At 62.5% G+C, this 20,965-nt stretch carries 19 protein-coding genes; 14 read left to right on the top strand and 5 right to left on the bottom strand.

The features are described from left to right. Positions 1 to 6 precede the first annotated feature (6 nt). Both ACUN8C_RS13370 and ACUN8C_RS13365 read right to left on the bottom strand, forming a co-directional pair. Complete coding sequence (locus tag ACUN8C_RS13370; RefSeq protein WP_445619654.1) at positions 7 to 1,725, bottom strand: (2,3-dihydroxybenzoyl)adenylate synthase; 1,719 nt, start codon at positions 1,723 to 1,725, stop codon at positions 7 to 9. 2 nt (positions 1,726 to 1,727) lie between these two features. Further along, positions 1,728 to 2,936: an isochorismate synthase gene (locus ACUN8C_RS13365; protein WP_445619653.1), complete on the bottom strand. Its 1,209-nt coding sequence runs from the start codon at positions 2,934 to 2,936 to the stop codon at positions 1,728 to 1,730. Positions 2,937 to 3,167: 231 nt separating this feature from the next. On the opposite strand from ACUN8C_RS13365, the gene ACUN8C_RS13360 reads away from it, so the two are divergent. The 6 genes from ACUN8C_RS13360 (at position 3,168) to ACUN8C_RS13335 (ending at position 9,751) form a co-directional block, all read left to right on the top strand. After that, the gene (locus ACUN8C_RS13360) at positions 3,168 to 3,779 is read left to right on the top strand and encodes a hypothetical protein (protein ID WP_445619652.1); all 612 of its coding nucleotides are present in this window, start codon (positions 3,168 to 3,170) and stop codon (positions 3,777 to 3,779) included. Further along, the gene (locus ACUN8C_RS13355; protein WP_445621870.1) at positions 3,743 to 4,945 is read left to right on the top strand and encodes an IucA/IucC family protein; all 1,203 of its coding nucleotides are present in this window, start codon (positions 3,743 to 3,745) and stop codon (positions 4,943 to 4,945) included. Before ACUN8C_RS13360 ends, ACUN8C_RS13355 begins: the two co-directional genes overlap by 37 nt. A gap of 46 nt (positions 4,946 to 4,991) precedes the next feature. Further along, positions 4,992 to 5,846: a GNAT family N-acetyltransferase gene (locus ACUN8C_RS13350; RefSeq protein WP_445619651.1), complete on the top strand. Its 855-nt coding sequence runs from the start codon at positions 4,992 to 4,994 to the stop codon at positions 5,844 to 5,846. Further along, positions 5,846 to 7,768 carry an IucA/IucC family protein gene (locus ACUN8C_RS13345; protein WP_445619650.1) on the top strand — a complete coding sequence of 641 codons (1,923 nt, stop codon included), beginning with the start codon at positions 5,846 to 5,848 and terminating at the stop codon, positions 7,766 to 7,768. Before ACUN8C_RS13350 ends, ACUN8C_RS13345 begins: the two co-directional genes overlap by 1 nt. Before the next feature lie 21 nt (positions 7,769 to 7,789). Next, positions 7,790 to 9,085: a lysine N(6)-hydroxylase/L-ornithine N(5)-oxygenase family protein gene (locus ACUN8C_RS13340; protein ID WP_445619649.1), complete on the top strand. Its 1,296-nt coding sequence runs from the start codon at positions 7,790 to 7,792 to the stop codon at positions 9,083 to 9,085. Between the two features lie 183 nt (positions 9,086 to 9,268). Next, positions 9,269 to 9,751, top strand: coding sequence for a hypothetical protein (locus ACUN8C_RS13335; protein WP_108841881.1), 483 nt, complete (start codon positions 9,269 to 9,271; stop codon positions 9,749 to 9,751). Here the strand turns inward: ACUN8C_RS13335 and fhuF are convergent. Further along, entirely contained in the window at positions 9,742 to 10,491 is a 750-nt protein-coding gene (gene fhuF, locus ACUN8C_RS13330; protein WP_445619648.1) for a siderophore-iron reductase FhuF, read from the bottom strand. The two genes, ACUN8C_RS13335 and fhuF, sit on opposite strands and share 10 nt — an antisense overlap. Positions 10,492 to 10,639: 148 nt before the next feature. On the opposite strand from fhuF, the gene ACUN8C_RS13325 reads away from it, so the two are divergent. The 8 genes from ACUN8C_RS13325 to uraH all read left to right on the top strand — a co-directional run bounded on the left by ACUN8C_RS13325 (position 10,640) and on the right by uraH (position 18,622). Next, positions 10,640 to 11,317, top strand: a complete 678-nt coding sequence (locus ACUN8C_RS13325) for an HAD family hydrolase (protein WP_445619647.1) — start codon at positions 10,640 to 10,642, stop codon at positions 11,315 to 11,317. 6 nt (positions 11,318 to 11,323) lie between these two features. Continuing rightward, positions 11,324 to 12,205, top strand: coding sequence for a LysR family transcriptional regulator (locus ACUN8C_RS13320; RefSeq protein ID WP_445619646.1), 882 nt, complete (start codon positions 11,324 to 11,326; stop codon positions 12,203 to 12,205). 299 nt (positions 12,206 to 12,504) lie between these two features. Next, positions 12,505 to 13,248: a formate dehydrogenase accessory sulfurtransferase FdhD gene (locus ACUN8C_RS13315; RefSeq protein ID WP_445619645.1), complete on the top strand. Its 744-nt coding sequence runs from the start codon at positions 12,505 to 12,507 to the stop codon at positions 13,246 to 13,248. Between the two features lie 79 nt (positions 13,249 to 13,327). Continuing rightward, entirely contained in the window at positions 13,328 to 15,616 is a 2,289-nt protein-coding gene (locus tag ACUN8C_RS13310) for an FdhF/YdeP family oxidoreductase (protein ID WP_445619644.1), read from the top strand. Beyond that, positions 15,616 to 15,918, top strand: coding sequence for a hypothetical protein (locus tag ACUN8C_RS13305; protein WP_445619643.1), 303 nt, complete (start codon positions 15,616 to 15,618; stop codon positions 15,916 to 15,918). Before ACUN8C_RS13310 ends, ACUN8C_RS13305 begins: the two co-directional genes overlap by 1 nt. 131 nt (positions 15,919 to 16,049) lie before the next feature. Then, positions 16,050 to 17,750, top strand: a complete 1,701-nt coding sequence (locus tag ACUN8C_RS13300; protein WP_445619642.1) for an amidase — start codon at positions 16,050 to 16,052, stop codon at positions 17,748 to 17,750. Then, complete coding sequence (locus ACUN8C_RS13295) at positions 17,747 to 18,100, top strand: I78 family peptidase inhibitor (RefSeq protein WP_445619641.1); 354 nt, start codon at positions 17,747 to 17,749, stop codon at positions 18,098 to 18,100. The genes ACUN8C_RS13300 and ACUN8C_RS13295 overlap by 4 nt, the downstream gene beginning before the upstream one ends. A 192-nt stretch (positions 18,101 to 18,292) precedes the next feature. After that, on the top strand, positions 18,293 to 18,622 hold the full coding sequence (uraH, locus tag ACUN8C_RS13290) for a hydroxyisourate hydrolase (protein ID WP_445619640.1): 330 nt from the start codon (positions 18,293 to 18,295) through the stop codon (positions 18,620 to 18,622). Positions 18,623 to 18,830: 208 nt separating this feature from the next. Here the strand turns inward: uraH and ACUN8C_RS13285 are convergent, their stop codons facing one another. Beyond that, positions 18,831 to 20,063, bottom strand: coding sequence for an EAL and HDOD domain-containing protein (locus ACUN8C_RS13285; RefSeq protein ID WP_445619639.1), 1,233 nt, complete (start codon positions 20,061 to 20,063; stop codon positions 18,831 to 18,833). 190 nt (positions 20,064 to 20,253) lie between these two features. Then, the gene (locus ACUN8C_RS13280) at positions 20,254 to 20,889 is read right to left on the bottom strand and encodes a glutathione S-transferase family protein (protein ID WP_445619638.1); all 636 of its coding nucleotides are present in this window, start codon (positions 20,887 to 20,889) and stop codon (positions 20,254 to 20,256) included. Positions 20,890 to 20,965: the final 76 nt, after the last annotated feature.

The following is a 20,965-nucleotide window of genomic DNA, read 5'->3' as shown; positions in this document are numbered from 1 at the left end:
TCGTCGTTACTCGCCGGCGGCAGGTTCACTGGCAAACCAGTGCGCCTTGAGCGTCTGGCGCAGCGCCTTTTTGCTGATCTTGCCCACCCCGGTCTGGGGGAAGGCCTCAAGAAATTCAAAGCGCTCGGGCACCTTGTAATGTGCAAGGCCCCGGTCGCGCAGAAAGCGTGCCAGTACCATCGGCTTCGGGGCCTCTCCGCGCGGTACGACAAAGGCGCAGACGCGCTCGCCCAGATAGGGGTCCGGCATGGCCACCACGGCCACATCGTGGACGTTATCATGGGCCAGCAGCTGATTTTCGACTTCCTCGGCGGCCACCTTCTCGCCGCCGCGGTTGATCTGATCCTTGTCACGGCCTTCGACAATCAGATAGCCGTCCGGCGTCATCTGGACGCGATCGCCGGTGCGATAAAAGCCATCGTGCGTGAAGGCGCGCTGGTTGTGAGCGCCCTCGGGCTCATCGCCTTCGGCCGGCGCCACGAAATAGCCCGGAATGGTATAGGGGCCACGCGTGATCAGATGGCCCACGCCGCCCGGCGGGATCGGCTGATCGTCGTCATCGACCACCAGCACCTCATCAAGCTCAGACATCGGCTGACCCTGGGTGGTGTTGATCAACTCGATCGGATCATCAAGGCCGGTGTAGTTGACCAGCCCCTCGGCCATGCCAAAGACCTGCTGTAGCCGACAGCCCAGTGCCGGTGCGACGCGGCGCGCGGCCTCACTGACCAGCTTCGCGCCGCCCACCTGCAGGATGTCGAGACTCGACAGGTCCGCCTGAGCATGAGGGGCGCTATCGAGCCACAGCATGGCCAGCGGCGGCACCAGCGAGGTCATGGTGACCCGCTCGCGCTCGATCAGGGCAAAGCACTCGTCCGGGCTGGGGCGCGGGGCGATGACCAGCCGGCCACCGCCGAGCAGCACGCCCAGAAAGCCCGGCGAACTCATGGGGAAATTGTGCGCAATCGGCAGCGCCACCAGATAGACCGTCTCGGACGTTACCGCGCAGGCGCGATTGCTCTCGCGCAGGCTGTAGTGATAGTCGTCATGGCGGCGCGGAATCAGCTTGGGTACGCCGGTGGTGCCGCCAGAGAGCTGGAAAAAGGCCAGGTCGTGGGCGCTCGGCACGTCCTCGACCGGGTCGCCCTCATGATCGATGAGGTCATCAAACGCTGTGAACTCCTGCGCCTCGCCGCACACGATCACCTGCTCAAGCGTGGGGACTGTCAAACGCACGTCTCGCGCCATGGCGCGATAGTCAAAGCCTGCGTCCTTGTCGCAGATCAACAGTGCTTTTGCCGTGGCAGCGCGACAGAAATGCTCGACCTCAAAGCGTCGATGCGCCGGCAGGGCAAACACCGGCAGCGCCCCCAAACGGAAAAGGGCAAAGCAGGCCACCACGAACTCATGACGATTGGGCAGCTGAATGACGACCCGGTCACCGCGTTCGATGCCCTGACGGCGAAGACCGCGCGCAAGGCCGTCCACACGCTGATCGAGTTCGGTGTAGCTCAGGCGCAGATCACCCTCGATCAGCGCCTCGCGCGGGCCGTGTTCAGCGCTCAGGCGGCGCAGCATGGCGCCGAAGGTTTCATCGATCCAGCAGCCCTGGTCACGGTAAAGGCGCTGGCGCTCGAGCGGATAGTCCGGGCAGCGTTCGATGATGTCGTCAAGCGTGGCGCGCCGGGTCGGCGCTGTTGTCGAGGAAGATGTCGGGTTGGTCATGATCAGGCAGTCGCGTTCGTGGCATCGTCTTCGTAATCAAGGCCCATGGCATCAAGCATGGTCCGCATTTTTGCCGCTGTTTCCTCAAGCTCTCCCTGAGGACTGGAGCCCGGCACGACGCCTGCGCCGGCAAACACGCGCACATGGTCGGGGGCCAGTTCGGCGCAGCGTATGGCAATGGCCCATTCGCCATCGCCGGTGGCATCACACCAGCCGACCAGGCCGGTGAAATAGCCGCGCTCAAATCCTTCAAGAGACGCGATGGCCTGATGCGCATCCTGCCAGGGGGCGCCGCAGACTGCCGGGGTAGGATGCAGCGCGGCCGCCACGCTCAGCGAGGTCAGACTCGGGTCGGCCAGCTCGGCCTCAAGCGTGGTGGAAAGATGCCACATGCGATCGGTGGCGATGACTTCCGGGCCTTCAGGCACCTCCAGCGTGCGGCACAGCGGGCGAAGGGCGGTCACGATGGCCTCCACGACCAGCGCGTGTTCACGCAGGTCCTTGTCGGAGACGTAAAGCCTCTCGGCGCGGCGCTGATCTTCCTGCGGATCACTATGACGGGGAATGGACCCCGCCAGCGGATTGGCGATCACCCGGTTGCCTACGCGGCGAATCAAAAGCTCGGGGCTTGCGCCGACCAGGCTCTCGGTGTCACCGGCCGGCAGGGCAAAGTTATAGCCTCGCGGATTGATGCTTAAAAGCCGTTTCAACAGGGCCTGGGCATCCACCGGTGCCTGAGTATCCGCACGCAGTGACCGGGCCAGCACGACCTTGTTGAGCGCGGTGGTCTCAAAAAGCGTCAGCGCACTGTCCACGGCCTGGCAGTAATGTTCGGGCGAAGGCTCCGGCGTGATGGCCAGGGCCCGGGTCTCAAGCGGCGCACTGGCCGGACACTGCTCAAACGTGCCGGGGGCGGCACGCAAAAGCTCCCGGGGGATAAAAAGACGCGCGCTGTCAGCGTGATTAAACGGAATCAGGCCCATGATGACGGGATCCGTATGCCCCTGAGCGCGCGCCGTATCGAACAGCTCGCGAGCGGCGGCGTCCAGAGTCTCCGGTCTGGCATCGGGCGTATGACGCGCATGGGCAGTGCCGCGCCCGAGCAGGGTCGTGGCCGGTGAAGAAAAAAAGGCGTCGCCGGGTTTAAGTCCCTCAAGCAGTCCCCAGGGGGCCTGATCCAGAGGAAACCGGGAAGGTAATGGCTGATTCACGTGGACTCCTGACAAGTCGCGTTGTCAGTGGACGGGCACCGGAAGGCATGTATCGGTGCGGTAACAAACCGATACCTTAGCTCAAATGAGAAGCATTATCAAAATCATTTGTCCCGGAATGGCGCGTGCCATGGCCGCTTCACAGGCCTGGCGCAGGCTTTCGCGGGATCGACTATGCTTGCTGCCACGCCAGAACTTGCCGGTCAACGTGACCCCTGACAGGAGTGCTCGATGCAGGACTTTTCTCGTCACCCGACGTCCGATATCTTCAGCGAATGGGCCGATCGGCTGGCGGCGACCAGCTTTTTCAATGCCCTGCTGCGTGAAACCTCGCACTGGTGGCTGGAGGACCATGGCAGCGACGAGATCGCCGTCATTCCCCTGACCGACGATCATAACCGCTGTCTGCGTCTGACGCTTGAGCATCGAAGCCTTTCAGGGCGCTGTCGTGTCCAGCTGCCGGTGATGCGCGCAACAGGTGACGCGCTTGAGTCGATTACTTTCGAGCAGGCCGTGACAGGGCTGCTCGAAAGCCCGTGGCTGCGTGAGCATCCGCTGGTGGGACGCCTTGATGACGCGCGCCGCGATACGTTTTTCGAAAGCGTGATGGGCAGTCGCAATACCATCGCCGCCGCTCTGGCCGGGCGCGATGATCTTGAACATCTCGGCCAGGGACCACTCGGGTTTCTCGAGGCCGAGCAGGGGTTGCTGGTCGGTCACGACTTCCACCCGGCGCCCAAGTCTCAGGCCCCTTCGATGCCGAGCAGGCGCGTGACTATACCCCTGAGCATCGGGCCTGTTTCGGGCTGGTCTGGTGGGGGGTATCCCCAACGCGTGCGGTAGGGAACAGCAGTCGTGAAATGGCGGCCGCAGCCATGATGCACGATCTTTTGCCCGAAGCGCTGGCCGAGCGCCTGCCCGTGGGGTTCAGCGCCCTGCCGGTGCATCCCTGGCAGTCACGGTTTCTGCAAGGCCGTGAAGATATCGCAGCCCTGATCGATGCCGGTGAGCTGATCGTGCTGGGGGAGGAGCGTGATGACGCCGCCACCACGCGGCGCTGGTATCCGACCTCGTCGCATCGCTCGCTTTACTGCCCGCAGACCGACTGGATGGTCAAGGGCTCGCTGTCGGCGAAGTTGACCAACTCCCTGCGGGTGCTGCACGGCAATGAGGTGATGCGCGGGCTGCGGCTGGATCGCTGGTGGCCCGGGGTGAAGCCTGATATTCGCGAGCACTTTCATCTGATGCAGGAGCCGGCCTGGCTGGGCTGGAAAAACGACGACGGCGAGATCGATGAGGCGAGCCTGGCGCTGTTGCGTGAAAATCGCATCCAGGGTCCTGACGCGCCGAGTGTGGTGCTCGCCACGCTGACCCAGCCGCTGGGCAGGGCAGGGCAGACGCTGCTGGCCAATGGTGTCAGGCGTCTGGCCGCACTGGACAACCTCGACGAGCGCGAGGCGGCGATCCAGTGGTTTGGCGCTTTCTGTGAGCGGGTACTGTCGCCGCTGATCCGGCTGGTGGTCGAGGAGGGCATCGTGCTGCTGGCCCACCAGCAAAACATCGTGGTGCGCCTTGATCGTGAGCGTCCGGTCGGCGTGGACTATCGCGACTGCCAGGGCAGCGGGGTCACTGCGCACTTTCAGGCTCGTCACCCCGAGGAGAGCGTCAGTCAGGATCATCGCATCACGGCGGACATGCTCACGCGCTATTTTCCCTATTATGTCATCGTCAACTCGACACTTTCGGTCACGGCGGCACTGGCCGAGGCGGGGTTTGTCGAGGAGCCCGTGCTGGTCGCGCATCTGCGTGATCATCTGGCGGCGCTGCGCACGCAGTGTCGTGACGGTGATACCACGCTGCTCGATCACCTTTTGACCTCAGCAACGCTTGAGGTCAAAAGCAACTTCTTCTGCTATCTGTCCGGCATCAACGAGTCCACGCTGGACGACCCGGCAACCATCTATCTGGACATGCCCAACCCCTTGTCGATCAAGTCCGCTATCGATTGAGGCCTGTGCGTCCTGACCCATGACCCTGATACCGCGAGAAACCATTATGTCCAGCCGTGACGATCTGTCTGCCAGCCAAAGGCTGGCGCCCTCGCAGGAGCGCTCGCTTCTGGACGCCATCGATCATCATTTCGCGACCCGCCCGGCGTGTCGGCTCCTGATCCTTGATGACGCCTGGCGTGCCGATCCGTACTGGTACCCCCTGTGTCAGGCGCTGGGCGCGCCACGGGTGCTGCGGGAAAGCTTCTATCAGCGCCCATGGCAGTGGCTGCAGTCCGACTACGCCGCGCAGCCCTTCGAGATCGAACTGGGTCGGCCCTGGCGACCGGTCAAGCCACGTGGTGAGGTGTATGAACGCCTCGACCCGCGGCTGGAAAAGCGTCTGACCCTGCGGGTGTGCGACGGCGAGCGCGATCTCGATCGTCTGCATCAGTGGATGCATCGTGAGCGTGTGGCCCGCTTCTGGCAGCAGGACAAGCCGCGCAAGGCCTTTGCCGAGTGGCTGTCGCACCGGCTGGCCGAGCCGCATCGACTGTCGTTGATCGGTGAGCTGGACGGTGATGCGTTCGGTTATTTCGAACTCTACTGGGCGCCTGAAGACGTGCTGGGCGAGTACTACGACTGGCAGGCCTTTGACCGGGGCCTGCATGTGCTGGTGGGCGAAGAAGACTTCCGGGGCGCGCAGTTCGTGGATACCTGGCTGACCGGGCTTCAGCACTACGCGTATCTGAGCGAGCCCCGCACCGAGCGCGTTGTGCTGGAGCCGGATGCCGGCAACGAGCGCATCTTCCGCCATCTTGAGCGGCTCGGGCTTTTCAGCCAGCGTGAATTTGATCTGCCCGACAAGCGCGCCATGCTGGTCATGGGCACGCGCGCTCACTTTTTTGGACAGGTGATGTGATGTTGCTTGACTCGACCCGATCAGCACCGGTATCGATCCTGCCGCCGCAGCTTGCCGCCATTGATCCTGACGAGGCGATCCGCCGTCACTGGTCGCGTGCCAATCGCTCGCTGATCGCCAAAATGATCAGCGAGCTGGCCTACGAACAGGTGCTGGTGCCCGAAGCAGGGCATGAGGGCTGGTGGCTGGCGGTCGAGGCGGTGTCTTCTGATGCGCGCAGCATGTCGGCCGAGAGCCGAGCCTGCGGGCGCTGGCACTTTCAGGCCGAGACCAATTTATGGGGGCAGCTGCTGATCGAGGTCGACAGCCTGCGCGGGCCGAAAGATACCCGTGAGATGCCGGAGGCGGCCGAGTTCCTGCTGGCGCTGGCCCCCGGCATGGGCATGAATGATGCCCAGCTGGCCGAGCATCTGGAAGATCTTTACAACACCCTGCGCGGTGACTGCTATCTGATCGAGGTGCATCAGCGCTTGAACGCCGATGACGCCATTCAGCTTTCCGAACCGCAGCGTCAGGCCGTGCTCGATGGCCACCCCAAGTTTTTGTTCAACAAGGGTCGGCGCGGCTGGGGCGTAGAATCGCTTGAGCGTTACGCGCCGGAATACGGCCATCCCTTTCAGGTCGATTGGCTGATGGTGCGCCGCAAGCGTCTCAAAAGCAGCCGCATGGCCATCGATGATGCCACGCTGCTTGAAAGCGTGCTGGATGACGATCAGCGCCGCCTGCTTCTGGCCGCGCGCGATGGCAAGTGTGCGGTGCTGGGGGAGAAGGCCGACGCGTATGCGCTGATGCCGGTACACCCCTGGCAGTGGGCGCGCATGCTCTCCATGCTGCACGTCGGCGATATCGGCCGCGGTGACATGGCCTGGCTGGGCGCCTTTGGCGATCACTTTGTGGCCCAGCAGTCGCTGCGCACGCTGACCAATGCCAGTCGTGCCGGGCGCTATGATCTCAAGCTGCCGATTACCATCATGAACACCTCAAGCTATCGCGGCATTCCGGGGCAATACATGCTGGCAGGCCCTGCTGCATCAGGCTGGCTCCAGGCGCGCGCGGCGGATGACGAGGAGTTTCAACGGGCCGGGCTCGAGATTCTGGCCGAGCCGGCCTCGGCAGTGGTCGAACACGATCAATATGGCCGGCTTGATGAGGCACCGTATCGCTTTCGCGAACTGTGCGGCGTGATCTGGCGTGAAGGGCTGACGCCGCGAATTAATAAGGGCGAGCACGCGCTTTTGATGTCGGAGCTGATGCAGTGCGACGCCAGCGGTCGCGCCTGGCTTGCCGCCTATATCGAGGCCTCAAACCTTGAGGCCGAGCAGTGGCTTTCCCGTATGTTCGAGGCCACCCTGATCCCGATGTATCATCTGATCTGCCGATTCGGGGTCATTATTATCGCCCACGGGCAGAATCTGACCCTGATCCTGCGCGATGGCGTGCCGCATCGGCTGGCGCTCAAGGATTTTCAGGGCGATCTGCGTCTGGTCGATGAGGACTTTCCCGAAGCGCATGACCTGCCTCAGGAGCTGGTGGAGGTCACCGTGCGTTTGGGGCCGGAAAAGCTGATTCATGACCTTCAGACCGGGCATTTCGTGACGCTGTTGCGCTTTGTGGCGCCGCTGGCCGAGCAGGTTGGCGTGAGCGAAACGCGCTTTTATCAGCTCTGCGCGAAAGCGCTGGGAGACTACATGGCACGCCACGACGAGATGCAGCCGCGCTTTGACCTGTTCAGCCTGTTCAAGCCGCGCATTTTGCGACTGGGGCTTAATCGTTCGAAGTTCCTGCATGCCAATGATCATTCGGCGGCACGCATGCTGCCGGACATGGATCATTTGATCGATAACCCGCTCTATCACTGCCTGAGTGACGACGACCCGCTGCGCCGGCATGGCGAGGCGGCACTGTCGCGTCAGGGCGCGTAACTACCCGAGACATTGCCCAACATGGCTGATACCTCCGAGCTTCTGGATCTGGCTGGCATCGGCGCCGGCCCGTTCAATTTAAGCATTGCTGCGCTGGCCGATGGTCTGCCAACGCTTTCGACGCGTTTTTTTGATCGTCAAAAGCGCTACGCCTGGCATGAAGGCATGATGCTGCCGGATACACATCTGCAGACCGGCTTTCTCAAGGATCTGGTCACGGCGGTCGACCCGACCAGCCGCTGGTCGTTTCTCAACTATCTGGTCCAGCATCGCCGCTTTTATCGCTTTTTGAATGCTGAGCTGTCCACGGTCTCGCGCGCGGAGTTCTCCGATTACCTGCGCTGGGCTGCCGAGGGGCTCGACAACGTCTGGCTGGATCACCGCGTGCGCGAGATCAACCATGACGGTGAGCATTTCCAGCTCAAAACCGATACCCGCGCCTTCCGGGCACGGCACCTGTGTCTGGGCAATGGCAAGGCGCCCTGGCTGCCGGCGTTCGCGCGCGTGCATCAGGGTGAGCGCTGCCTGCACGCGGAATCGATTGCCTGGCGGGCACGTGATTTCACCAATCAGCGTGTGGTGATCGTTGGCGGCGGGCAGAGTGGCGCGGATATCTTCATCAACGCCCTGCGTGGCCACTGGGGGCCGCTGCGGTCGCTGCACTGGCTCTCGCGTCGGCGCAACTTTCAGCCGCTCGATGAAACCGCCTTCACCAATGAATACTTCACGCCCGGCTACACCTCGCAGTTCGCCGAGCTGGATGATGAGGTTCGACGGCGTGAGGTCAACGCTCAGAAATATGCCAGCGATGGCATCACACCGGCGGCCTTGACCGAGATCTATCAGACGCTCTATCACCGTTTCGATGTCATGAACGAGCCGCGCTGGGCGCACCTTTTGCCCCATCGCGAGGCGATCGACATGACGTGTGATGATGGGGTCTTCATGCTCCAGGCCCGACATGGCACGACCGGCGTGCTGGAACTCTTTGATGCTGACGTGGTGATTTTTGCCACCGGTTTTGAATCCAGTCTGCCCGAGTGCATGGCGCCGCTGCTGGATCGGCTCCAGCGCGATGCGCACGGCGAGCCGAGCATGGGACAACACTTCATGCTCGACTGGCAGGGCGGCGGCGACAGTCGCATCTACGCCGTGAACGCCGGACGCACCCGCTACGGGATTGCCGAGCCGCAGCTGTCGCTGATGGCCTGGCGCTCGGCGGTGATTCTCAATCACCTGAGCGGTGAGGCACCTTTCGATCTGGAAGACGATCCGGGGCCGGTGACATGGACGCCACAGGGGCGCGAATCATCATAACGGCAAGGTGTCGTTCAGGTATCCAGGGCACACTGTGGCGCTGTTCGCCCGTCAGCGGCGCGCGTTCAGGCCAGAACGAATGGCGATGAACCAACTCACCGGCGCCGGTGTCACACGCAGGACATGACGACCGGGCAGCCCGTGCCGGACCTTGCACCACCGACCAGACAGGACATGAGGACGATGAACAATCAAGCGTTGCGCAAGCGAGCGATCGTGATGTGGGCAGTAGTGTCACTGCCTATCCTGTGGCTTTTTGCCGTGATTACCAGCCCGGCCTTCGGCATCTTCCAGATCGTGAGCTTTGCGCTTTTGCTGGTGTCGGCTGCCATCACCTTCCACGTGATGACCGATATTCTCTGGCGTCGGGGCATGGGCTATAGCCAGAACACGTTCTGGCAGCGCCTTGATAAATCCCTGCGTCGCGCGGTAGGCGGCTACGCCTTCTGTCTGGCGGCCGCTGCGCTTTATGCGCTGTTTCAGAATCCTGTCGTGGCCGCTGTGGCCTTCCTGCTGGCCATCTTCGGCGTCTGGTGGATACTGGGCGGCCTGCTGCACGTCATGGAACAGATGTATGAAGACGAACTGCGCCTGCGTCGCGATGCCGGCACGGCTCACCGTGAGCATGCCGATGACGGCGCCGAGCAGGACAGCGCTCAGGCCTGAGTCGGGTCTTTTTCCGCTCGGGTGGCTTTCAGTCGCGGGCAGTTGCCGCACAGCCCGAGCGTGTCATCAAGATAGCGCAGGCAGCACATACGCCGACAGCGCCACGGCTCGACGGTGCCGCTGTCGTCGATCACATCGATATAGTCTACCGGGCGGTAGAAAGGGTTGCGCTGGCGGTCCGGCAGCTGGCGCTGCGCCATCATGGCGCGCGCCCCGTTAATCTCGAAGTCACTCGCCAGCCCCTGGCGCGCCAGTTCATTGACGGCAAATTCGAAATAGACCGCGGCGTTGCTCCACAGCACGCGAGGTGAAAAATGCACCTGGCGGGCCAGCGTGTCGATCAGCGGCGTGAGATGGCGGGCGATCAGTGGACAAAAGCGCGCACAGCCGTTGTCCAGACTGATGGTGCCCTCATGGGGCAGCACAAATTGCTCGGGCGTGCCGTCTTCTGCCAGCACGACCCCCATGTCATCGAGGCTTGTGGGCAGGTGAATGTCCCGGCACAGTTCCACCACCGTGATGGGAATGATCAGCTGGCTCAGATAGTGCTTTGACCACTGCGTGGCCACGGCACGGCGCTCGCTGGGCCCGTGATGCTCGCTAAAGCGCGTCAGAACTTCTTCCAGTACGTCCTTCTCCAGCAGCCGGCGCACCGGCATGACGTCTTGCATGCCCGGACGTCGACAGGTCAGGGCGGTGCCAAAGCGGGCCAGTCGCTCCTTGAACAGCGCATCAAACATGACGATGGTCCTCCGGGGTTGCCGAACCTTCCAGCTCAGGCACTGATGCGTGAATGAGAAGGATTCTAGCAACGAACCCGAAACCCTGCAGTTGCCCGGGCGCTCATGTTGCTGGACCATGCACCAATACCACTACAGGGAGCACGGCATGCCGTCATCCACGTCCTATCGCGCGGTACTGTTTGATTTCGACGGTACGCTGGTCGATTCCGAAAGCGCCCACCATGGCATCTGGAACGAGATTCTTGCCGAATTTGAGGCCCATATTGATGAAATCGAGTATCGGCGTGAGAGCTCGGGGGTCCCGGTACCCCAGGAAGCCGAACGGCTGATTCGCACCCGCGGGCTTGATATCGAGCGTGACGCGCTGGTGGAGCGCAAGGTCAGCCGTACGGTCGATACCTTTACCCGCAAGCCGCTGGCGCTGATGGGCCATGCCACCGAGATGCTTGAATGGTGTCGTGAAGCGGGCCTGTCGATGGCGCTGATCACCGGCAGCGGTCGGGTGGAAATCATGCCAACGCTTGAGCATTACACGCTGTCCCCGCTGTTTGATCATATCGTCACGCGTACCGATGTGACCCACTCCAAGCCCCATCCCGAGAGCTATCTGACCGGGCTGGAACGGCTGGGCATTGATGCGGGCGCAGCAGTGGCCATCGAGGATACGTGCCACGGCGTCGAGTCCGCGCGCGCCGCCGGCATTGATGTCATCGCCATTCCCAATGCCTATTCGAAGGATCAGGATTTTTCCCGGGCCACCGTGGTGCTGGAAAGTCTGGTGCAGGCGCGTGACTGGATCGATGCGCGTCGCGCGAAGCGCTAGCCCGGGATGGATCATCGACAGCTCGGCTTTCTGGTTGCTCTGGCCCGCGAACGCCATTTCGGGCGTGCCGCCACCGCCTGCAACGTTACCCAGCCCACGCTCTCGGCACGGCTCAAGCAGCTGGAAGAGGAGCTTGGGTGCGCGCTGATCATTCGTGGCCACCGCTTCGAGGGGCTGACCCCGGAAGGGGAGCATGTGCTTAGCCACGCCCGCCGCATCCTCGCCTCGCTTGACGAGCTCAATGCCGAGCTTGATCCCAAAAGCCCGCCCAGCGGCCTGCTGCGGCTGGGGCTGATCCCGTCGGCGCTCGATGCCGTCAGCCGCTGGATCGTGCCGCTGCGGCGGAAGTATCCGGCCCTGTCACTGCGCCTGATGGAGCGGGCCACGCTGCCCCTGATGCAATCGCTCATGGAGGGGGATATCGATGTGGCGGTGGGCTATCTGGATGTGCCCGCCGCCGAACCCTTTGTGGCACGAAGGCTCTATACCGAGCGCTACGCGCTGCTGGCGCGCAAGGACTGTTTCACTCTGCCGGAACAACCGGCGTGGGCGGACCTGGGCGCCTTCCCGCTGTGTCTTTTGACCCCGGACATGCAGCATCGCCATCGGGTCGACATTCACGTCCGCCGGGAGGGGATAACGCTTTCGCCCGTGCTGGAAGCGGAATCCATGGCGGCGCTTGAGCGGCTGGTGGCGCAGGGGGCCGGCGTCGGGGTGGTCGAGCAGCACGGTCCCGATGCCCAACGCCATTCAGGACTGATCCACCGGCTGCTGCCGGCGACCGAAGAAGATCCACCGGTGGGGCTGCTTTGGCGCGCGGGTGCGCCACCCTCACGACGCCTGCGAGCGCTGCTGGAGTGGCTGCGCGAGTCTCCGGACGACTTCTGAGGGCAGCGGCGCTTTACCCTCTGACGGCGTGACAGACAGGCCTTCAGCCGATGATCGTTTTCGAAACGTTGACCATTTTGAGGCATTGATCGTTTTGAAACATCAATCGTTTTGAGACACGGGCCGTTTTAAACCATTGATAGACGACCTCGATCGATTCATGTCGCTGCTCCATTGGAGCGCATCGCGCGCGCGGCGTTATACTTTCGTCACTGTCATCGAGACATTCGTGTGTCGATGCCCCGCCCGGGCCCGCCGTATCCCTTGCAACGCTCGCCCGTCAGAGGAGCCGTACTGCCATGTCGCTTTCTGATTACGAGAACGCTACCCAGACCCCCAGCGAGCAGCTTCAGGGGCCTTCGGAGCTGCCGGTCACGCTGTCATTCAACGAGACCGCCTACGCCTCCGTGCTGGCCACGCCCGAAGCGCTTGAACACTGGGCGGTAGGGTTTGCCTTCAGTGAAGGGATGATTACGCGGGCCTCGCAGGTCGGCGATATCACCATCGATCGACTGCGCCACGGCGTGCGGGTGCGCATGAGCGTGGCGACTCACATCGAACGACTGGCCGGCGAGCGTCGGCGCATCACCTCGGCCTCCTCGAGCTGCGGCCGGTGCGGCAGTGCCGAAGAGGCGCAGATGATGGAGGGACTACAGCGTCTGCCTGCCAGCACGCCGCCACCGCCGGCGCAGCTTGAAAAGGCGCTCGCGCAGCTGTCCGATGAGGGCAAGCCAGGGCTTCACATGGCGCTGGGTTTTGATCGCGAAGGTCAGTGGCTGGGCAGCGGTGTCGATATCGGTCGACACAACGCGCTCGACAAGCTGATTGGCGCCTCGCTGATCGAGGGCCGGCCGATGGCCATGGTGCTGCTCTCGAGTCGCTGCAGTCTGGAGCTGGTGCAAAAGGCGGTGCGTGCCGGCATCCCAACGCTTGCTACGCTCTCCCATCCTTCACCGCTGGCCGTCGATATCGCCCGCCTGTGTGCGCTGAATCTGATCTGCTGCCATCGAGGCCGTCGCCTGACCCTGCTCAGCAGCGGCTGATCCTCAGCCCGCCCGGGCCTGCAAGCTGTCCCTTTTCCGTGACCCGTCTGTCATCACCGTCTGCCATAAAGAGTTGTCCGTGAGCCTCCCCAAGGAACGCATCTTCGAATACACCCACCCGGCCGCCGGCTGGGGGGCGCTGATCTCCGTCGGTCGGCATCTTCGCCACAGTCGTGCGCCGCTTTCCAACGTGCGTGCGCTGTTAAAGCTCAACCAGCCCGATGGCTTTGACTGTCCGGGCTGTGCCTGGGGCGACCCCGAGCACGCCTCGTCGTTCGAGTTCTGTGAAAACGGCGTCAAGGCCGTCACCTGGGAAACCACCGCCAAGCGGGTCACGCCGCGCTTTTTCAAGCGCTGGTCGGTGACCGAGATGAAGACGTGGGACGACTATCGCCTGGAGGATCAGGGGCGGTTGACCTCCCCGATGCGCTACAACCCGGAGACCGACCACTACGAGTCGATCAGCTGGGAGGATGCCTGCCAGCTGGTGGCCGATCGCCTCAAGGCGCTGGACCACCCCGATCAGGCGCTTTTTTACACTTCGGGCAAGGCGTGCAACGAGTCGGCCTGGGTCTTTCAGCTGCTGGCGCGCCTTTATGGCACCAACAACCTGCCGGACTGCTCCAACATGTGTCACGAGGCTAGCGGTACGGGGCTTTCCGAGGCGCTGGGCACGGGCAAGGGCAGTGTGTTGCTGGAAGATTTCGAGCGTGCCGAGGCGATTTTTACCTTTGGCCAGAACCCGGGCACCAATCATCCGCGCATGCTGGGCACCCTGCGTGAGGCAGCTGATAACGGCTGTCAGATCGTGGCCTTTAATACGCTCAAGGAGCGCGGTCTGGAGCGCTTTGCCGACCCGCAGCGCAAGCTGGAAATGGCGACCGGCGGTAGTGGTCGGGTCAGCTCGCTTTATCTGTGTCCGGCGCTGGGCGGCGACATGGCCGCCATTCGCGGCATGGCAAAAATCGTGTTCGAACGCGATGACCGTGATGGCAACGTCCTCGATCATGACTTCATCGCGCAGCATACCGACGGGCTGGAGGCCTGGCGCGCCGTGGTCGAGGCCACGCCCTGGGCGGCCATCGAGGCGCAGTCAGGCCTGAGTCGCGAAGAGATTACCGAGGCCGCCGAGGTTTACATTCGGTCGAACGCCACCATCTGTGCCTGGGCGATGGGAATTACCCAGCACGAGCATTCGGTCGCCACGGTGCGCGAGATCATCAATTTCCTGCTGCTCAAGGGCAACATCGGCAAGCCCGGGGCCGGCACCTGCCCGGTTCGCGGACACTCCAACGTGCAGGGTGATCGCACCATGGGCATCTATGAAAAGCCCGATGATGCGTTTCTGGATTCGCTTGAAGGGTTTTACAACGTGCCGATGCCGCGCCGGCACGGCCATGACACGGTATCTGCCATTCGCGCCATGCGTGACGGGCAGTGTCGGGTCTTTATTGGACTGGGGGGCAACTTTGCCCGGGCCACGTCCGACTCCCATGTCTGTGAGGCAGCGCTTGAGCGCTGCGACCTGACAGTCCACATGAGCACCAAGCTCAACCGCAGCCATCTGGTGACCGGCCGCGACGCGCTGATTCTGCCGGTCATCGGCCGTGTGGAAGTGGACCGCCGAGCCGACGGCAAATCGCAGCTGATTACCGTGGAAGACTCGATGAGCATGGTTCACGGCTCGGCCGGGATTCACAAGCCGGCATCAAAAGAGCTGCGCTCCGAAATTGCCATCCTCACCGGCATTGCCAAAAGGCTGCTGGGCAGTGACGTGGTGGACTGGGACGCGCTGGCCGGTGACTACGACCGCATCCGTGACCACGTGGCGGCCGTGCTGCCGGGCTTTGAAGACTTCAACGCCCGCGTGCGTCAGGAGCGCGGCTTCTGGCTGGGCAATCCCGGCGCGCGTCGTGAATTCCCCACCGATACAGGGTTTGCCAATTTCTGTAGTGAACCCCTGCCGGAGGCGGTACTGCATCAGAAGCTGGCCCGGCGGGAAGGCTGGATCACCCTGCAGACCCTGCGCAGTCACGATCAGTACAACACCACGATCTATGGCTACAACGATCGCTACCGTGGTGTGGAAGGCACGCGTCAGGTGATTTTCATCAGTCCGTTTGATATGGACCGCCTGGGCGTGGCCGACGGCGACTGGGTCAATCTGATCGGGGAGTCCGAGGATGGTATCGAGCGCCGTGCCGATGGCTTTCGCGTGGTGAAATATGACACCCCCGATGGCTGTGCTGCGGCCTACTATCCCGAAACCAATCCGCTGATCCCGCTCGACAGCGTCGGCATCAAGAGCAATACCCCCAACTCCAAGTCGGTGGCCATCCGGCTGGAGAAGAGTCAGCGGCTGGTCTGATGAATATCGAGTCCCTCACCTGCGAGCAGGTCGGGCGCCTGACGCGCTGGTTGCAGCGCTACCCGGGCCTTGATGGTCTGGAGGCGCTGCTGCTGGCGCGTCTGGAAAGCGCCGGAGATGTCGGGCGAGTGCCGCTGGACAGCGGTCGACTGTCCCGGGAGCTTGAGGTGGCGCATGCCCTGGTGCGGCGTAGCGCTTCCTCGCTGGAAAACCGCGGATTGATCGAGGTCACCGCACGTCGTGGAGCCGGCCCCGGGCTCTGGCTTTCGCTAATTGATGGGGGCGCCGCGGGCGAGCCCTGAGCCTTTGCCGATGTGCGCAGCCTGCGGTCCAGACGGCATCGCCCCGCGATGGCGCCTTGCTTCTGTCGGCACCAGGCAGGCACGATGCGGGCTTCCTGAACAAGACGTGTTCGGCACGTGGGGAGCAAGCGATGTTTCGGCTCGGGTTCGGCCGACGTCTCTGGTGGTGTACGGTATCCGGCATGTTGATGGGGCTTTTGATGGCGTCATCGGCCAGCGCGGGCGACGGCGTTGATCCCGCGATCAGTGATCGATCCCTGCATCTTGAACAGAAAACCCTGCCTGAACTGCGTGGCATGCTGGATCGTGGCGAGGTTACCTCCGAGCAGTTGACCCGGTTTTATCTGGCCCGTATCGGCGCGCTGGATGATCAGGGGCCCACCATCAATGCCATGCTGGATCTGGCACCTGGCGCCATCGCTCGGGCGCGCATGCTTGATCGCCACCGTTACGAGGGTGGCCATGGCCCGCTTTATGGCATCCCCTTTGTGGTCAAGGACAATGTTGATGTGAAGGGGCTGCCCACCTCGGGCGGGTCCATGGTGCTCTCGCACGCCTACCCGAAAGACAGTGCCCACATGGTCCAGCGTCTGGAACGCGCCGGGGCCATTTTGCTGGGCAAGACCAACATGACCGAATTTGCTGCCAGTTATGGCGAGCCGGGCTACAGCTCCCGGGGCGGCATTACCCGGAACCCCTGGCGGCTTGATCGCAGTGTGCTGGGGTCCAGCAGCGGTTCGGCCGCTGCCGTGGCGGCCGGTTTTGCCCCCTTTTCCATTGGCACCGACACGGAAGGCTCCGTGCGCGGCCCGGCACATGCGGCAGGACTTGTGGCCATGCGCCCAACGCTGGGCCGGGTCAGCCGTGATGGCATTATTCCGCTGGCGATGTCCTTTGATACCCCGGCGCCCATGACCCGCACCGTGCAGGGCAATGCCTGGGTGCTGGCGGCCATGGCGGGCCGTGATGAGCACGATGATGCCACCTGGTTCAATGATCGCGCGCCGCTCAAGGGCCTTGATCCTGTCCCTGTGCCCGAGAAGTCCACGCCCCTTCAGGGGATGCGCGTCGGCGTGATCGAGCATCGCGAAGCGGGCAATGCCGAGATCGAGGCGCACTTTGCCCACGCGCTCAAGCGCCTCAAGGCGCTGGGAGCAACACCTGTGCGCGCCACGCTTGAAAGGCACTATCTCGATCTCTGGCCCACGGCGGTAGGCCCTGTGCATCAGGCGGAGTTCCAGCCCCAGCTGGAGCGCTATCTGCGTCAGTTCGACCAGGGCCAGCCTCACACGCTCAAGGAAATCATGAGGCGATGCGAGGCGCTTAATCAACATGCCGGCAAGCATCCGCCGGTCACGCCGCGCCGGATTCGCGGCATGCAGTATCGCCTGAATGAGCGGCTGGAAGGTTCCCCGGCGTATCTGGAGGTGGTCTCGCGGCGCCTTCCCGAGCTTCGCGAACGCCTGGCGCAGTTCATGGCCGACAATCACCTTGATGCCCTGGTCTTTCCCACCGAAGCCTGCCCGGCACCACCGCTGACAGACGGCAAACACAGTGATTATGAATGTACGACCCGTGAGCCGTTTGCGCTGGGGTATATCGCCTCTGCCACCGGCTTCCCTGAACTGACGATGCCGATGGGCATGACCCGCGCCGGTGTGCCCGTCAATCTTTCCCTGCTGGGCGGCGAGCGTCAGGAGGCTGTGCTCTATCGCATGGGGCTGGCATTCATGCAGGATGTTGCCGATGATAAAACGCTTTCGCTGCCTGCCATGGCCCCACTGACAGACCCCGGGCGGGCATCGGCCACTCTTGATCGGAGATCACCATGAAACACGCTCTGCTTGCCGCGCTTGTCACCACAACCTTTCTGGGACTGAACGGCTGCGCCTGGTTCGGTGGTGGCAGCGAGGATGCGCCTGCCGCTCAGAACGGCAGTGATGCCGAGACGGTATCCCGGCCCTCCGGTGAGGCCCTGAAGGCGTGTGGGGCCGATCGTCTCAAGGCACTGACCGGTGCCACACTGGATCAGAACGTGCGCCAGCACATCGTTGACCAGAGTCAGGCCCAGCAGTTTCGCGTGCTGGCACCGGATACTATTAAAACGATGGATTATCGCGAGGACCGGCTGAACATCAACGTTAATGATCAGGGCGTTATCCAGTCCTTTAGCTGCGGTTAACCTGTGTCGTCCACGACCCGGGGCGAGCGTTCATAAAGCCCCTTCAGGTGCGGGGAAAATGATGTCCTGGGCAAAGGGTCGGACGTTGAGGGGTTCCAGCGCCACGGGCGCATCAGGCTTCCCTTTGGGGCCAAATCCCGGCAGGCTCAAGGGAACAGACCGTTATGTTTTTTCCATGACCTGGTAACGACAATGACCACTCTGAGCACGCATGTCCTCGATCAACACGGCGGCCTGCCGGCAGCCGGTCTTCACATCGACCTATACGCCCATGGGGCCACGACCCCCTGCGCACGCGGCGTCACCAATGACGATGGCCGACTCGATGCGCCGCTGCTGGAAGACGGCGAGGGCGGTCAGTACACCCTGAACTTTCACGTGCGCGACTATTTTCTGGCCCGTGGCGTGGACTCGCCGTTTCTGGATCAGGTTCCAGTCACCGTGACACTTGCCAATGCTCAGTGTTATCACGTGCCACTGCTGATCACCCCCTGGGGGTACAGCACCTATCGAGGCAGCTAGACACGCCGATCGGTAATCATCATCTGGTGTGTCACTGGCGGCGGTCGCCGGTTCAAGACGTGTGAAGGCTTGTCCGTGGCAGGTCGCCATCGTTTTGAACCTGCGGTTACCGGATCATGTGGCACGTGTGCACAGCGCTTCAAAAGCGGAGACAGGACGCTCATCGTCCCGAGCGCAGGCGTTTGCCTTGATTGGTCCTGCGTGGGTGTCACTCGCGCCGATTGGCAAGCGTTAATGCCTGCTGATAGGCCGCGGCGACTCGCTCCGGAGACAACCCCAGCCGCGCCAGATGAGGCCAGTCAACGGCTTCCCATTGCGCCTTTTGATAGTCGATGGCGGTTTGAAGGATCAACCCCAGTGAGCCGGTGCGATTCATCAGGGCCGCTTCGATATCAGGATGAACGGGGATCTGCGCCAGGATCTCTTCCAGCGGCTGATCCATGAAGCTGTCGAGACAGGAAAAAAGCCCGACGGTAAAGCCCATCTCGCTGGTCTGACCGGGCAGTTGCTGCGCCAGATGATGACAGAAGTGCGCGCGCATCATCGCCAGCTTTTGCAGGGCATATGGCTTGTCATCAAAGCGTGACAGGACCAGCAGGCTTGCCAGACTGCGGATGCGGGAAAGCCCCAGCGCCATGACAGCACCGTGCAGTGACGTGACCGGGCGGCTTTGCTGGGCAAAGGCGGAGTTGGCCATCCGCAACAGACGCACACTCAGGAACGGCTCGCGCTGTACCGTCTCGGCCATGTTGTTCATGGAGATGTCAGGCGCGTTGAGCTCGGCCAGAAGCTTCAGGATGTTCAGTCGGTTGACCGGCATGACCCGACCATACACCGGCTCGGGACGCGCCAGAAAATACCCCTGGAAGAGGGTGCACCCGGCCTCCATGGCGATGCGATAGTCTTCCTTCGTCTCGATTTTTTCGGCCAGCAGCTGAAGGGCCGGATAACGAGCCTTCAGGGCCTGAATAACGGCTATCAGCGTTTCGGGGGTATAGACGGGGTAGTCGAGCTTCACGATGTCGACAAAGGGCAGCAGCGGATGGCTGGCATCGGCCAGACTATAGTCATCAAGCGCCATGACATGGCCTTCCTCACGCAGACGCGTCAGGGCCTCGATCACTGCCGGGGTGTCGGTGACATCTTCCAGAATCTCGATGATCAGTGCGCGGGAATCAAAGGGGATATCCCGGATCAGGCTGTCGGTTGTGAAGTTGACATAGGCGGGCTGATGATCGCATACCTCGTCAATATCGGCCGCCGTAAAGGCATTGATCAGTACCTGGCTGGTGGCGCGATTGCCATCAAAATCGGCCGCCACGATCGGGCCGCCGCCATAGGGACGAAACAGGAGCTCGTAGCCGGCCAGCCTCAGCTGCTGGTCATAGATGGGCTGACGGGCAAACAGTACCCCGGCACTGTCGTTGGAAGTGTCGCTCATGATGTCCTGGGTATCGTTGAAATAACGCCTGCGTCGTGGCCATACATGACAGTGATCCCATTATCATTAATCAGCATTCATCAACATTTGCCAGTGGCCTTTATGTCGTTATCGTCAGCCATCGCCCCGGCTTGAGTGCCAGGGCCCTGAAAATCCTGATCAGGCGCTGAAAGTCCGGTGCCTGCCGGTGCTACGTGATGGATGCCGGCGTGTTGTCATCAGGCAGATCCTGCATCGAGATAAAACCGGGGATCTCTTCGATGCGCCCGCACCAGTCCACCACGTGAGGCCAGTCCAGCAGCAAAAGGCCGGCCTGGTCAGCGATATGGGTGTGGGCAAAAAGAGCAATATCGGCAAGCGTGAGGGACTCTCCAGCCAGAAAGGGCTGCGTGCTCAGGGTCTGCTCCATGATGTCCAGCGCCTGACGTGCGTTTTCCTGGCGCGCCAGCAGCTCTTCAAGGCGCTCGCTCGGATCACCCTGATACCAGTGAATCAGACGGGCCACGGAGAGCGACGGCTCATGGCGGTGTTGCTCGAAAAACATCCACTGCAGCATGCGTGCTCGATCAAACTCATCGTCAGGCACCAGCGCGCTGTTGTGGGCCAGATAATAGAGAATGGCGTTGGATTCCACGAGCGTGCGGCCGTCGTGGCGTTCCAGCATGGGAATGCGACGGGCAGGGTTGCGAACGGCAAAGTCGTCGCTGCGGGTTTCGCCGGTCAGAAAATCGACATCGAACCAGCGATGGCCGATCTCCAGCAGGGCCAGCGTCAGCCTGACCTTGTAGCAGTTGCCCGAGCGATAGTCGCCGTAGACGGTCATCATGGCCTCGTCTCCGTGATCCATTGGTGCATGAAAGGGTAGAGATATTGTGACACAAGCTTTCAGCGCCATCCTTAAG

It is taken from the genome of Kushneria sp. Sum13, from assembly GCF_052692355.1.
This window is presented reverse-complemented; position numbering and strand designations above follow the sequence as displayed.

What these genes read in the sequence shown, in the direction of transcription:
- ACUN8C_RS13370 (WP_445619654.1), bottom strand. Translation starts at nt 1,725, where the DNA reads ATGACCAACCCGACATCTTCCTCGACAACAGCGCCGACCCGGCGCGCC.
- ACUN8C_RS13360 (WP_445619652.1), top strand. Translation starts at nt 3,168, where the DNA reads ATGCAGGACTTTTCTCGTCACCCGACGTCCGATATCTTCAGCGAATGG.
- ACUN8C_RS13350 (WP_445619651.1), top strand. Translation starts at nt 4,992, where the DNA reads ATGTCCAGCCGTGACGATCTGTCTGCCAGCCAAAGGCTGGCGCCCTCG.
- ACUN8C_RS13345 (WP_445619650.1), top strand. Translation starts at nt 5,846, where the DNA reads ATGTTGCTTGACTCGACCCGATCAGCACCGGTATCGATCCTGCCGCCG.
- ACUN8C_RS13340 (WP_445619649.1), top strand. Translation starts at nt 7,790, where the DNA reads ATGGCTGATACCTCCGAGCTTCTGGATCTGGCTGGCATCGGCGCCGGC.
- ACUN8C_RS13335 (WP_108841881.1), top strand. Translation starts at nt 9,269, where the DNA reads ATGAACAATCAAGCGTTGCGCAAGCGAGCGATCGTGATGTGGGCAGTA.
- fhuF (WP_445619648.1), bottom strand. Translation starts at nt 10,491, where the DNA reads ATGTTTGATGCGCTGTTCAAGGAGCGACTGGCCCGCTTTGGCACCGCC.
- ACUN8C_RS13325 (WP_445619647.1), top strand. Translation starts at nt 10,640, where the DNA reads ATGCCGTCATCCACGTCCTATCGCGCGGTACTGTTTGATTTCGACGGT.
- ACUN8C_RS13320 (WP_445619646.1), top strand. Translation starts at nt 11,324, where the DNA reads ATGGATCATCGACAGCTCGGCTTTCTGGTTGCTCTGGCCCGCGAACGC.
- ACUN8C_RS13315 (WP_445619645.1), top strand. Translation starts at nt 12,505, where the DNA reads ATGTCGCTTTCTGATTACGAGAACGCTACCCAGACCCCCAGCGAGCAG.
- ACUN8C_RS13305 (WP_445619643.1), top strand. Translation starts at nt 15,616, where the DNA reads ATGAATATCGAGTCCCTCACCTGCGAGCAGGTCGGGCGCCTGACGCGC.
- ACUN8C_RS13300 (WP_445619642.1), top strand. Translation starts at nt 16,050, where the DNA reads ATGTTTCGGCTCGGGTTCGGCCGACGTCTCTGGTGGTGTACGGTATCC.
- ACUN8C_RS13295 (WP_445619641.1), top strand. Translation starts at nt 17,747, where the DNA reads ATGAAACACGCTCTGCTTGCCGCGCTTGTCACCACAACCTTTCTGGGA.
- uraH (WP_445619640.1), top strand. Translation starts at nt 18,293, where the DNA reads ATGACCACTCTGAGCACGCATGTCCTCGATCAACACGGCGGCCTGCCG.
- ACUN8C_RS13285 (WP_445619639.1), bottom strand. Translation starts at nt 20,063, where the DNA reads ATGAGCGACACTTCCAACGACAGTGCCGGGGTACTGTTTGCCCGTCAG.
- ACUN8C_RS13280 (WP_445619638.1), bottom strand. Translation starts at nt 20,889, where the DNA reads ATGATGACCGTCTACGGCGACTATCGCTCGGGCAACTGCTACAAGGTC.